At 73.1% G+C, this 12,919-nt stretch carries 11 protein-coding genes; 9 read left to right on the top strand and 2 right to left on the bottom strand.

Annotated features, from left to right (window positions below; translation table 11 throughout):
• Window positions 1-239 precede the first annotated feature (239 nt).
• A complete protein-coding gene (locus ACIHCX_RS17195; RefSeq protein ID WP_400030120.1) occupies window positions 240-2,423 on the top strand; it encodes a serine/threonine-protein kinase in 2,184 nt (727 codons plus the stop codon).
• A gap of 28 nt (window positions 2,424-2,451) precedes the next feature.
• Here the strand turns inward: ACIHCX_RS17195 and ACIHCX_RS17190 are convergent, their stop codons facing one another.
• Window positions 2,452-3,201, bottom strand: coding sequence for an SLATT domain-containing protein (locus tag ACIHCX_RS17190; protein ID WP_400030118.1), 750 nt, complete (start codon window positions 3,199-3,201; stop codon window positions 2,452-2,454).
• 257 nt (window positions 3,202-3,458) lie between these two features.
• Between ACIHCX_RS17190 and ACIHCX_RS17185 the strand changes: the two genes are divergently transcribed.
• From ACIHCX_RS17185 to ACIHCX_RS17155, 7 genes are all read left to right on the top strand, one after another.
• Entirely contained in the window at window positions 3,459-3,803 is a 345-nt protein-coding gene (locus ACIHCX_RS17185; protein ID WP_400030116.1) for a YbaB/EbfC family nucleoid-associated protein, read from the top strand.
• Window positions 3,804-3,861: 58 nt separating this feature from the next.
• A complete protein-coding gene (gene recR, locus ACIHCX_RS17180) occupies window positions 3,862-4,461 on the top strand; it encodes a recombination mediator RecR (protein ID WP_100568436.1) in 600 nt (199 codons plus the stop codon).
• Window positions 4,454-5,113, top strand: a complete 660-nt coding sequence (locus ACIHCX_RS17175) for a DUF5063 domain-containing protein (protein ID WP_400030113.1) — start codon at window positions 4,454-4,456, stop codon at window positions 5,111-5,113. Before recR ends, ACIHCX_RS17175 begins: the two co-directional genes overlap by 8 nt.
• A gap of 191 nt (window positions 5,114-5,304) precedes the next feature.
• A complete protein-coding gene (locus ACIHCX_RS17170; RefSeq protein WP_400030111.1) occupies window positions 5,305-6,582 on the top strand; it encodes an aspartate kinase in 1,278 nt (425 codons plus the stop codon).
• Window positions 6,579-7,682, top strand: a complete 1,104-nt coding sequence (locus tag ACIHCX_RS17165; protein ID WP_400030109.1) for an aspartate-semialdehyde dehydrogenase — start codon at window positions 6,579-6,581, stop codon at window positions 7,680-7,682. The genes ACIHCX_RS17170 and ACIHCX_RS17165 overlap by 4 nt, the downstream gene beginning before the upstream one ends.
• Window positions 7,683-8,190: 508 nt before the next feature.
• Window positions 8,191-8,766 (top strand): SigE family RNA polymerase sigma factor, encoded by a 576-nt coding sequence (locus ACIHCX_RS17160; RefSeq protein WP_400030796.1) that lies wholly within the window; start codon window positions 8,191-8,193, stop codon window positions 8,764-8,766.
• On the top strand, window positions 8,763-9,923 hold the full coding sequence (locus tag ACIHCX_RS17155; RefSeq protein WP_400030107.1) for a hypothetical protein: 1,161 nt from the start codon (window positions 8,763-8,765) through the stop codon (window positions 9,921-9,923). The genes ACIHCX_RS17160 and ACIHCX_RS17155 overlap by 4 nt, the downstream gene beginning before the upstream one ends.
• A 7-nt stretch (window positions 9,924-9,930) precedes the next feature.
• On the opposite strand, the gene ACIHCX_RS17150 is transcribed toward ACIHCX_RS17155, so the two are convergent.
• Window positions 9,931-10,737, bottom strand: a complete 807-nt coding sequence (locus ACIHCX_RS17150; RefSeq protein ID WP_400030105.1) for an SURF1 family protein — start codon at window positions 10,735-10,737, stop codon at window positions 9,931-9,933.
• 267 nt (window positions 10,738-11,004) lie between these two features.
• Between ACIHCX_RS17150 and ACIHCX_RS17145 the strand changes: the two genes are divergently transcribed.
• Window positions 11,005-12,837 carry a prolyl oligopeptidase family serine peptidase gene (locus tag ACIHCX_RS17145; protein ID WP_400030103.1) on the top strand — a complete coding sequence of 611 codons (1,833 nt, stop codon included), beginning with the start codon at window positions 11,005-11,007 and terminating at the stop codon, window positions 12,835-12,837.
• Window positions 12,838-12,919 lie beyond the last annotated feature (82 nt).

Here is a 12,919-nt window from a genome sequence, read left to right as displayed (position 1 = left end):
TCTGTGGACCGGGGGTTTTAACGACAGGTTGTCGGGAGGGGCAGGCCAACGGGAGGGGCAGGCCGACGGGAGCGGCGGGCGGCGGGAGCGGCGGGTCGCCGGGAGGGCGGCTTACGGGGCGGGGCGGACCTGTTACGGAACCGTAGACACCGGGGCCGCCCGGGGGGCGGGGACGCCGCACTATTCTCGGTCTGACGCACAGGGGCGTATCGGGGGATACGGGGGGAGGCGGCTCTGCCATGGAGAGGCTGGGGGCTGGCGATCCACAGGAGATCGGGGCGTACCGACTGCTGGCGCGGCTCGGGGCCGGCGGCATGGGGCAGGTGTTCCTGGCCCGGTCGGACCGGGGGCGCACCGTCGCCGTGAAGCTGGTGCGGCGGGAGCTGGCGCAGCAGGAGGAGTTCCGGGCGCGGTTCCGGCAGGAGGTGCGGGCCGCGCGGCAGGTCGGCGGGTACTGGACCGCGCCCGTGCTGGACGCGGACACCGAGGCCGCCGTGCCGTGGCTGGCCACCGGGTACGTGGCCGGGCCGAGCCTGCAACGGGTCGTCGGGCACGACCACGGCCCGCTGCCCGAGCGGTCGGTGCGGATCCTCGCGGCCGGGCTGGCGGGCGCGCTGAAGGACATCCACGCCGCCGGCCTGATCCACCGCGACCTCAAGCCCTCCAACGTGCTGGTCACGATCGACGGGCCGCGCGTCATCGACTTCGGCATCGCCCGGGCCCTTCAGACCGTCACGGACGGCGGGCTCACCCGGACCGGCGCGCTGGTGGGCTCGCCCGGGTTCATGGCGCCCGAGCAGGTGCGCGGCGACCGGGTCACGACCGCGTGCGACGTCTTCTGCCTGGGGTCGGTCCTCGCGTACGCGGCGACCGGGGCGCTTCCGTTCGGCGGCACCGACAGCGGAGTGCACGCGCTGATGTACCGCATCGCCGAGAAGGAACCCGACCTCGGGGCGCTGCCCGAGGGCGTCGCCGACCTCGTCCGCGCCTGCCTGAGGAAGGACCCGGCGGCCCGTCCCACCGTGGACGAGATCATCCGGCGCACCGGCGCCGAGGACACGGTCGCCGACGGCCGCCTGCGCGATCCGTGGCTGCCCGGCGCCCTGGTCGCCCAGCTCGGCCGCCACGCGGTCCAGCTTCTGGAAGCGGAGAGCCCGGAGCCCCCACGAGACGCGGCGGGCACCGCCCCCGAGGCCCTCGACGCGGACCCACCGACCGGCCTGCCCGGCCCCCAGGGCCCGCCCGGAGCCTCGGGGGCCGCGCCGGGTGTGCCTGGTGCCCCGGGAGCGCCGGGTACCGCTGGGGATCCAGGCGGGGCTGGGGGTTTTTCCGGGGTGGCTGTTGACGCGGCCGGGAACCAGGAGGCGGTCGGGGGATCCGGGAAACCGGGAGTGCCCGGAGCCGCGTCGGGGGTGCCTGCCGCCGGGACCGGGGCCGCTGGGGGCGGTTGGCAGCCGCCGGCCGGGGCGCAGTCGTACGGCTCGCCCGAGCACGCGCCGGTCTCCGACGCCTCCGTGCCGCCGCCGCCCGGACAGCCCGTTGGTGGGGGGCACACCCCGGTGGATCACCTGCCCACCATGATCGCGGGGCAGGCGCCGGCGCCGGGCCCGGCGCCCGCTCCCGGGCCGTACGGCTACCCCCAGCAGCACCCGCAGCCCGCCGCCTACGGTTACCCGCAGCAGCCCGGCGCCTGGGGCGCGCCGCCCGGGCATCACCCGTACGGCGGCCTGGGCCCGACCACGCCGTACGGTCCGCCCCCGATCGGCTCGACCCCGCCGTACGGCCCGACCCCGCCGTACGGCCCGAACCCGCTCCCGGAGCGGGAGCCGCGCCGCAGCGGCCGGTCCACCGCGGCGCTGGTCGCGGTGGCCCTGGTGGTGGCGCTCGGCGCGGGCGGTTCCGTGTACGTCCTGATGCGCGGCGGCGGCAGCGACGACAAGGGCGGCGGGTCCGGCGCCACGCCGGCCGTCAGCGCGCCCGCCACGCACGACGCCACCGGCCCCGACGGCTCCGACCCGTCCCCGGCGGCCTCGCAGCCGAAGTCCCCGTCCCCGTCCCCGACCGACGGCGTGGTCCCGACCGGCTACCTCGGCAGCTGGACGGCGACGATCGACAACGCCTACGGCGCGAACAGCCGCCGGCTCACCCTCACCCAGGGCAACGTGGGCGACACCGTGCTCACTCTCGTCGCCGACGGCCCCACCGACAGCGGGAGCACCTACCACTGCGTGTTCGAGGCCCGGCTCGTCCGGCGGCCGAGCGACGGGGGCCCACTGGAGATCGGCCCCTCCGTCGTCACGAGCGGGCGGCAGAGCGAGGGGTGCAGCCCGGGCGCGGCCACGGAGGTCACCCTGCTGCCGGACGGCAGGCTCCAGCGCGTGAACGCCGGCAGCGGGGAGAAGCTGACGTACACCAGGCAGTGACCGGCGTCGGCGCCACCGGGCACCGGCGTCAGCGCGGCTCCGGTGGCCGCTGCCGTGGCATGTTCGGCCGTGCGGCGCCCGGTGGCAGCGGCAGGCGCCCGTGCCCGGCGCCCATCTCGGACCGCCCGGCGGCCCCCGGCCCCACCGCCTGAAGGTCCACCGGCGCCGAGCCGATGCGGAACTCCACCATCCAGTCGGCCGTCTCCGAGCGCACCAGCTCGGTCACGTCCTCCGAGAACCGCCGCAGCACCCCCAGGCACCGCTCGGCGGCCTCACCGGCCGTTCCCTCCGCCGGGCCCAGGACCTCCCGCACGTTCTCCGACGCCCAGTCGAACTGCAACGCCTGCAACCGGCGCTGCACGGCCTGCGCGGTCGCCACGTCCCGCATCCACCCGGCCGTCACCCCGAAGTACCGGTCGATCCCGACGCACGCCACGCCCAGCAGCAGCGCCACATACCCCCACGGCGCCACCCCGTCGGCCGCCCCGGTCAGATCGAGCAGGGGCAGCGCCGCCCCGGTCACCGCCCCCGCCGCGGCCCCGATCCGCAGCGCACGCGCCCCGCGCCGCTTCCACACGCGCTCCCCGAGATACCAGGCCACGGTCTGCAGCGCCCCCCGCTCCACCCAGCGGTACAGCTCGTCCAGCCGCTGCGCCGGCTCGCCCCAGTCGCCGAGCGGGAACGGCCGCCCGGTCAGATCGCCCGGCCGCAGCCCGGCCGCCCCGTCACTCCGCCCGTCCTGCGGCGGACGCTCGGGCTGCATCTCCGGCTGACCCACCCGGCACTCCCTACTGATCACGATCCGTGACGCTGGCTGACACGCCGGACCCCTTCCTACCCCCCAATGGGTGGCGAGGCGCCGGAAAGCACGGCTTTTCCGCCCGTAAGAGGGCCTTGATCAGGTATAGGGCTCATCCAAGACTCACTCGAAAGAGTGGCGGGGCGCTGCCTGCCCGGACCACGTAGGCTCGTGCCAGCGGGAAACCGGTGCATCGGTCCCCCGCCCGGACAGCCGTACGAAAGCAGGAGCTGATCGTGATTCCCGGTGGTGGCCAGCCCAACATGCAGCAGCTGCTCCAGCAGGCCCAGAAGATGCAGCAGGACCTTCAGCGGGCCCAGGAGGAACTGGCGCGGACCGAGGTCGAGGGGCAGGCGGGCGGCGGTCTGGTGAAGGCCACCGTCACCGGCGCCGGCGAGCTGCGCGCGCTGAAGATCGACCCCAAGGCGGTGGACCCGGAGGACACCGAGACCCTCGCCGACCTGGTCGTCGCCGCCGTCCAGGCGGCCAATGACAACGCCCAGGCCCTCCAGCAGCAGAAGCTCGGCCCGCTGGCCCAGGGCCTCGGCGGCGGCAGCGGAATCCCGGGGCTGCCTTTCTGAGGCGGGCACCGGGCAACTACCGTACGTACCGAAGCGACCCAGGAAGGACGGCAGTCCGTTGTACGAAGGCGTGGTCCAGGACCTCATCGACGAGCTCGGGCGGCTGCCCGGCGTCGGTCCCAAGAGCGCGCAGCGGATCGCCTTCCACATCCTTCAGGCGGAACCGGCGGACGTACGGCGGCTCGCCCAGGCCCTGCTCGAGGTGAAGGCGAAGGTCCGCTTCTGCGCGACCTGCGGCAACGTCGCGCAGGAGGAGCTGTGCGGGATCTGCCGCGACAGCCGCCGCGACCTCTCGGTCATCTGCGTGGTCGAGGAGCCGAAGGACGTCGTCGCCATCGAGCGCACCCGCGAGTTCCGCGGCCGTTATCACGTCCTCGGCGGGGCGATCAGCCCCATCGAGGGCGTCGGCCCGGACGACCTGCGGATCCGGGAACTTCTGGCCCGTCTTGCGGACGGCACGGTCACCGAGCTGATCCTGGCCACGGACCCGAATCTCGAAGGCGAGGCGACGGCGACGTACCTCGCCCGCATGATCAAGCCCATGGGTCTGAAGGTCACCCGCCTGGCCAGCGGCCTCCCGGTGGGCGGAGACCTGGAATACGCGGACGAGGTCACCCTCGGCCGCGCCTTCGAGGGGAGACGACTCCTAGATGTCTGACGCCACGCTGCACGCCACCAGCCAGAACCCGGACGACTTCGCGGTCCAGATCGCCGACCAGGTGGAGAGCTTCCTGGTCGCGGTCACCGAGATCGCCAAGGGCGACGAGCCGGACTCGGCGGTGCCCTTCCTGCTGCTGGAGGTCTCCCAGCTGATGCTGGCCGGCGGCAGGCTCGGCGCGCACGAGGACATCGTCCCCGACGAGCGCTACGAACCCGACCCCGGTCCGGAGCAGGACGTGGACCAGCTCCGCGAGAACCTCGCGCGTCTGCTGGAGCCGATCGACGTCTACTCCGAGGTCTTCGACCCCTACGAGCCGCGCCGGGCACCCGTGCCCGCCCGCATCTCGGACGACCTGGCGGACGTCATGGCCGATCTGCGCCACGGCATGGCCCACTACCGCGCGGGCCGCACCACCGAGGCCCTGTGGTGGTGGCAGTTCTCCTACTTCTCCAACTGGGGCTCCACGGCCTCCGCCACCCTGCGCGCCCTCCAGTCCCTGGTCGCCCACGTCCGCCTCAACCAGCCCCTGGAGGAGCTGGACGGCCTGGACACCGACCAGGGCATGGGCGACGAGACCCTGGAGTTCGAGGCCGGCAAGGTCATGGCACAGGAGATCGCGGACCCGCTGGGACTGCGCCGGGCGCGTTGACCTTCGGGTGTGACCCGGCGCACTTTTCCGAGTGGTGTTCCACTCCTTGGGCATGAGCCGTTCTGACCGACGGGCGCCGGGTATCTCACCATGCGATATCGCGAAAGGGAAATTCGGACGCTCGATAGACTGAGCCGACCGCACCGCATCTTGCGTGAGTGCGATGGACACGGACTGAGCGAGGAGCGCACGTGGGCCTTGTCGTGCAGAAGTACGGAGGCTCCTCCGTAGCCGATGCCGAGGGCATCAAGCGCGTCGCCAAGCGAATCGTGGAAGCCAAGAAGAACGGCAACGACGTGGTTGTCGTGGTTTCCGCGATGGGCGACACGACGGACGAGCTGATCGATCTCGCCGAGCAGGTTTCCCCGATGCCTGCCGGGCGCGAGCTCGACATGCTGCTGACCGCCGGAGAGCGGATCTCCATGGCCCTGCTGGCCATGGCGATCAAAAACCTGGGCCACAAGGCCCAGTCGTTCACCGGCAGCCAGGCAGGCGTCATCACCGACTCGGTGCACAACAAAGCCCGGATCATCGACGTCACGCCAGGCCGTATCCGGACCGCGCTGGACGAGGGCAACATCGCCATCGTCGCCGGCTTCCAGGGCGTCAGCCAGGCGGGCAAGGACATCACCACGCTGGGGCGTGGCGGGTCCGACACCACCGCCGTCGCGCTCGCGGCCGCCCTCGACGCCGAGGTGTGCGAGATCTACACCGACGTCGACGGGGTGTTCACCGCCGACCCGCGGGTGGTGGCGAAGGCCCGGAAGATCGACTGGATCTCCTTCGAGGACATGCTGGAGCTGGCGGCGTCCGGCTCCAAGGTGCTGCTCCACCGCTGTGTGGAGTACGCGCGCCGGTACAACATCCCGATCCACGTCCGCTCCTCCTTCAGCGGGCTGCAGGGCACGTGGGTCAGCAGCGAGCCGATTCAGCAAGGGGACAAGAAGGTGGAGCAGGCCATCATCTCCGGTGTCGCACACGACACCTCCGAGGCCAAGATCACGGTCGTGGGCGTGCCCGACAAGCCCGGCGAGGCGGCCTCCATCTTCCGGACGATCGCCGACGCCGAGATCAACATCGACATGGTCGTGCAGAACGTGTCCGCCGCCGCCACCGGCCTGACGGACATCTCCTTCACGCTGCCGAAGGCCGAGGGCCGCAAGGCCATCGACGCGCTGGAGAAGAACCGGTCCGGCATCGGCTTCGACTCCCTGCGCTACGACGACCAGATCGGCAAGATCTCCCTGGTCGGCGCGGGTATGAAGACCAACCCCGGGGTCACCGCAGACTTCTTCACCGCGCTGTCCGACGCGGGCGTGAACATCGAGCTGATCTCGACCTCCGAGATCCGTATCTCGGTCGTCACCCGCCAGGACGACGTGCCGGGGGCCGTGCGCGCCGTGCACAGCGCCTTCGGGCTCGACTCCGACAGCGACGAGGCCGTCGTCTACGGAGGCACCGGGCGATGAGTGACCGACCGACGCTCGCGGTCGTGGGAGCGACCGGAGCCGTCGGCACGGTGCTGCTCCGGATCCTGTCCCAGCGCGCGGACATCTGGGGTGACATCCGCCTGCTCGCCGCTCCCGCGGGCTCACCTCCGGGTCCCCGCCCCGGTGCGGGCGGCGGGGAGCCCGAGCGCGCGGTCGGCCGCAGGCTGACGGTGCGCGGCGAGGAGGTCGAGGTGGCCGCGCTCGCCGAGGACGCCTTCGACGGGGTGGACATCGCCCTGTTCGACCTGCCCGACGAGGCCACCGCGCACTGGGCGCCGCTCGCCGCCGCCCGCGGCGCGGTGGTGGTCGACAACTCGGGCGCCTTCCGTACGGACCCGGACGTGCCGCTCGTGGTGCCCGAGGTCAACCCGCACGCGGTGCGGCGGCGCCCGCGCGGGATCGTCTCCAACCCCCACTGCACCACCCTGTCCATGATCGTGGCGCTGGGCGCGCTGCACGCCGAGTTCGGCCTGCGCGAGCTGGTCCTCTCCTCGTACCAGGCGGTGAGCGGGGCCGGGGACGAGGGCGTGGAGACGCTGCGCCGGCAGCTGTCCCTGGTGGCGGGCACGGACCTGGGGACCAGCCCCGGTGACGTGCGGCGGGCCGTCGGGGACGACACCGGTCCGTTCCCGGAGCCGGTGGCGCTGAACGTTGTGCCGTGGGCCGGGTCGCTGTGCGACGAGGGCTGGTCGTCGGAGGAGATGAAGCTGCGGGAGGAGTCCCGCAAGGTGCTCGAGCTGCCGCGGCTGCCGGTCGCCGTGACCTGCGTGCGCGTCCCGGTGGTCACCACGCACTCCCTGACCGTGCACGCCCGCTTCGAGGACGAGGTCACGGTCGGCAGGGCGCGGGAGATCCTGGCCACCGCGCCCGGCGTGGTGCTGTACGACGACCCGGCCGCGGGCGAGTTCCCCACGCCCGCCGATGTGGTGGGCACCGATCCGACGTGGGTCGGGCGGGTGCGCCGGGCGCTGGACGATCCGACGGCGCTGGAGCTCTTCGTCTGCGGTGACAACCTGCGCAAGGGCGCGGCGCTCAACATGGCGCAGATCGCGGAGCTGGTGGCGGCCGAGGCGCCGTGACTCCTGTCGTGTGAGGGGGCCGCCGCCGGAAATCCCGTGGCCAGGGGCCTGTCCGTTGGCAGGATCCGTGGGAGAATCATGGTCCGGCCGACGGGCTTGGCCACTTGATCCATGCCGTTCGGCGGCTGATGATGTGCCTCCCCGTCCCGTGCAACCGCGCGAAGGGCGGGGAGCGTCTTTGCGGTCGCCCTTCGGGGGGCGTGGGGACGCTGCGGGACGTGGGGACGTTCCGGCGATTCAGGCATAGGGGATGAGCGGGACGTATGAGGGCATACAAGGCGCATTCGGTTGTGCCGCCTGCCGCGAGAACGTTGCCGGACGTGTCACATGGCGCAAATGTCCTGCCCGGCACGTACAACCTCGGTGGGGGGAGACGTGTCCAACTGGCGTGGCAGAGGTTCTCGAGTTGGCCCCCAAGTTCTTCGAGCGGGGGCAATCCCCGGCGGCGGCCCGTGGCACGGCCCTGCGGCCGCCCCGCGCGGCGCGCTCTCCGCGCCTGCCCGGTGGCATGCCGGTGATCGCGCCCATGCCCGCCGCGCGGCCCGCCCGCATACCCAGTCAGCGTGAGGCCGCCGAGGAGACCGTGGCGGCCGGCACCACCGTCGACCACCTCACGGACACCTACCGCACGCACTACCGGTCCCTGCTGGGCCTGGCCGCGCTGCTCCTCGACGACACCGCCTCCTGCGAGGACGTGGTCCAGGAGGCGTTCATCCGGGTCCACTCCGCGCGCAAACGCGTCCGGGACCCGGAGAAGACCCTCGCCTATCTCCGGCAGACGGTCGTCAACCTCTCCCGTTCGGCCCTGCGCCGCCGCATCATCGGCCTGAAGCTGCTGTCCAAGCCGATGCCGGACATGGCCAGCGCCGAGGAGGGCGCCTACGACCAGCTGGAGCGCGACTCCCTGATCAAGGCGATGAAGGGCCTCCAGCGCCGCCAGCGCGAGGTCCTGGTGCTGCGCTACTTCGCGGACATGACCGAGGCGCAGGTCGCCGAGACCCTCGGGATCTCGCTGGGCTCGGTCAAGGCGTACGGCTCGCGCGGCATCGCGGCGCTACGGGTGGCGATGGGGGCGTCCGCATGAGGAAGCACGAAGAGGACCGCGCCGCGGACGAGCCGGACGAACCCGACGCGTCGCGCGAGCCGGACCACCAAGAGCACATGTCATCGCACGCTGGGAACGGAACCGTGAACCACAGCCCCGACGAACTCGGCCTGGAAGGGCTCGACTCGGACGAGCTGGCACTGCGCAGGATGCTGCACCAGGCGGTCCAGGACGTCGAGCCGCGGGACGGCACTCTGGAGCACCTGCGCCGCGCCGTCCCGGCGCGGCGGGCCCGCAAGCGGCAGGCCGCCGTCGGCATGGCCGCCGCAGCCCTGTTCATCGGCACCGCAGTTCCGGCCCTCGTGCACGTGTCCCACACCGGCGACTCCGACGCCAACCCGGCCATCGCCGGCCAGGCCTCCCAGGCCCAGGGCGGGGCGAGCCAGGGCAAGGACCCGGAGGGCGGCGAGAGCGGCTTCGGCGGCTCCTCGGGCAAGGCCACCGGCGGGGGTGCGGAGAACCGGAAGGACGATCCCGAGAGCAGTCCGGGCAGCGCCGCCGACAGCGGACCCACCGGCGACCCGGACAGCTCCTCGTCCCCCTCCGGCAGCGACGCCCCGGTGTGCACGGCCGCCCAGCTCGGCTCCGCCGCCGCCACGGTCGACACACCCGACTCGGCCGGTGTCGTCTACGGCACCTTCCACGTCGCCAACGTCTCCACCGGCAGCTGCCGGGTCGGCGGCGCCGGCTCGGTGAGCACCCTGGCGCAGGGCGAGGCCGACGCGGGCCGGATCACCGTGGTCGCGCACACCTCCGGCGACGCGGCGGCCGGGCTGCCCGACCCCTCCACCGAGGCGCCCGGACTGCTCCTGCCGTCCGGCTCGGCGTACGAGGTGAAGTTCGCCTGGGTGCCCTCCCAGACCTGTCCGACCACCGGCGGCGGCAGCACCGGCGGCAACGAGACCGGCGCACCCTCGTCCGACCCGTCCCCCACCCAGGGTGTGACCACCACGGGTGCCACGAGCCCCGGCGCCGACTCCGGCGTCACCACCCAGATGCTCCAGACGGACGGCCCGGCCGACGGCAGCGTCGTGGTCTCCCACACCCCGGAGGCCGGCTCGCCCTCGGCGTCCGTGACAGTGCCGAACGCGTGTGCGGGGACGGTCTACAGGACCGGGGTGCTCCCGGAGTCGTAGCGGCTGGTCAGGCGCCGGACGCGCTGCTCGACGCGGGCGCCGGCACCGGGGCCTCCTCGGGCGAAAGCCCCAGCTCCGCGTCCCGTACGGCCTCCACCTCGCGGCGCAGCAGCCGGAACCACATGAAGACCACGAAACCGGCGAAGACGAACCATTCGCCGGTGTAGCCGAGGTTCTGGAACGCCTTCAGGTCAAGACCGGTGTTCTCCGGGGCCTTCGCCGGCACCGCCTTCATCCCGGAGTCGGCGTGGTCGAGGGTGATCCAGGCGTCGTACACGCCGTACGGCACGAGGTTCACCAGTGAGGCCGCGCTGATCGCCGCGGTCTGCCCGGACGGCAGTCCGCCCTGGGCGCTGACCCCGTTGTCACCCGGCGTCTCCGAGGCCTGGAGCGCTCCGGTGACCGTGACCTCGCCCGCGGGCGGCGCCGGGGCCCTGGCCGGGTCGGGGGTTCCGGGCAGCCAGCCGCGTACGACCGGCAGCGCCTTGCCGGAGCCGGTGCGCAGCAGGGTCAGCACGTAGTACCCGGTCTTGCCGTCCAGCTCGCGGTCCGGGACCAGCAGTTGCTCGCCGTACCGGCCGGTCGCGGTGGTCTGCATGCCGGACGTGCGCTTGTCCACGGGCAGCAGCCCGTCCAGCGGGCGCGGTGCCTCCTCGCGGTGGGAGGCGGCCTGCTCGGTCGCGGTCCGGTGGTCCTGCACCCGCGCCTCGAACCGGCCCAGCTGCCAGGACCCCATGAACACGCAGAAGGGGATGGCGAGCAGTACGAAGACGTTGATGCCCCACCAGCGAGGTGTCAGCAGAAACCGGTACACGCCCTCAACGGTACGGTGCCGCCCGCCGTGCGCCCGGCGCGGGGTCGGCCCGGCGGGGCTTTCGGCGGGCGGGGCGCGGGACGCCCGGTGGGCGGAAAGGGGGCGACAAGGGAGCGGAAAGGGAGCGGAAAGAGGGAGCGGGAAGGGAGTGGGAGGGTCGGGAAGGGTGTGGAAAAGGCAAGAGGATGCGAAGGGTCCGGGTGGAGTTGTCCACAGGCTGGGGAGACCGGACAGCGCCATGTCGGCGGGACCGTGCAGTATGGGGTCATGACTGAGAGCAACGGGTCCGACTCGCCGCAGCAGCTCGACCGGCGGGCACTCATCGAGGAGATGCCGGACTGGGAGAAGCGCTTCCGCGCGCCCCGGGTGTCCCTGCCCGACTGGGCGGAGGACGCACCGGAGCGTTCCCTGTTCGTGTCGAACGCGACCGGGACGTACGAGCTGTACGCCTGGGACCGGACGACGGGCGGGCAGCGGCAGGTCACCGACCGGCCGAACGGCACGACGGACGGTGTGCTCTCGCCGGACGGGCGCTGGATCTGGTGGTTCGACGACAAGGACGGCGACGAGTTCGGCGTCTGGCGGAGGCAGCCCTTCGAGGGCGGCCCGGACGAGGAGGCCGTGCCCGGCCTCGGGGCGTCGTACCCGGCCGGACTCGCACTCGGCCGGGACGGCCGCACGGCGGTCGTGGGGCGCTCCACGGACGAGGACGGCACGACCCTGCACCTGGCCCGTGCCGGCCAGGTGACGGAGATCTACCGGCACCGCGAGTCGGCGGGCGTGGGCGACCTCTCCCACGACGGCTCGCTGATCGCCCTGGAGCACACCGAGCACGGCGACGCGATGCACTCGGCGCTGCGTGTGCTGCGCCCGGACGGCACGACGGTCGCCGAGCTGGACGACACCAAGGGCGGGACGGTCGAACTGGGCCTCGAGGTGCTGGGCTTCGCCCCGGTCGACGGGGACACGCGGCTGCTCGTCGGCCACCAAAGACGCGGCCGGTGGGAGCCGCTGGTGTGGGACGTGGCGACGGGCGAGGAGCACGACCTGGCGCTCGACCTGCCCGGCGACGTGAGCGCCGAGTGGTGTCCGGACGGCCGCGGTCTGCTCGTGGTGCACGGCTTCGAGGCCCGCAGCGAGCTGTTCCGCTACGACCTGGCCGCCTGCGAGCTGACGAGGATCCCCACCCCGCCCGGCACGGTCTCCGGCGCGAGTGCCCGCCCGGACGGCAGCGTGGAGTACCTGTGGTCCTCGGCGGCCGAGCCCTCGGCGGTCCGCTCGACGCACGGCGGGGTGGTCCTCGACCCGCCCGGCATGAAGTCCCCGGGTTCGGTGCCGGTGGAGGACGTGTGGGTGGAGGGCCCCGGCGGCCGCATCCACGCCCTGGTGCAGAGGCCCGAGGGCGCGACCGGGCCGCTCCCCACGGTCTTCGACATCCACGGCGGCCCCACCTGGCACGACAGCGACTCCTTCGCCGCGGGCCCGGCCGCCTGGGTCGACCACGGCTACGCGGTGGTCCGGGTCAACTACCGCGGCTCGACGGGCTACGGCCGGGCGTGGACGGACGCGCTGAAGCACCGGGTGGGCCTGATCGAGCTGGAGGACATCGCGGCGGTCCGCGAGTGGGCCGTCGGCTCGGGGCTGGCCGACCCGGCCCGCCTGATCCTCACCGGCGGCTCCTGGGGCGGCTACCTCACCCTGCTCGGTATCGGCACCCAGCCCGACCTGTGGGCGCTGGGTATCGCCGTGGTCCCGGTCGCCGACTACGTCACGGCGTACCACGACGAGATGGAAGCGCTGAAGGCCATGGACCGCACCCTGCTCGGCGGCACGCCCGAGGAGGTGCCCGAGCGCTTCGAGGCCTCCTCGCCGCTGACCTACGTCGACCGGGTCGAGGCGCCCGTCTACATCTCCGCGGGCGTCAACGACCCGCGCTGCCCGATCCGCCAGATCGAGAACTACGTCAGGCGCCTCGAGACGCGCGAGGCCGTCCACGAGGTGTACCGCTACGACGCCGGCCACGGCTCCCTGGTCGTCGACGAACGCATCAAGCAGATCCGTCTGGAACTGGACTTCGCGGAGCGGCACCTGCCGAGGTAGCCGAAGCGAGAGCGGGGGCCGCGGGGGCGCGGGTGACCCAGGACCGCGTCCTGAGCCACCCGCGTGCGCCCCGCACGGTCCC

The sequence above is a fragment of the Streptomyces sp. NPDC052043 genome, from assembly GCF_044548235.1.
GTDB lineage: Bacteria > Actinomycetota > Actinomycetes > Streptomycetales > Streptomycetaceae > Streptomyces.
This window is presented reverse-complemented; position numbering and strand designations above follow the sequence as displayed.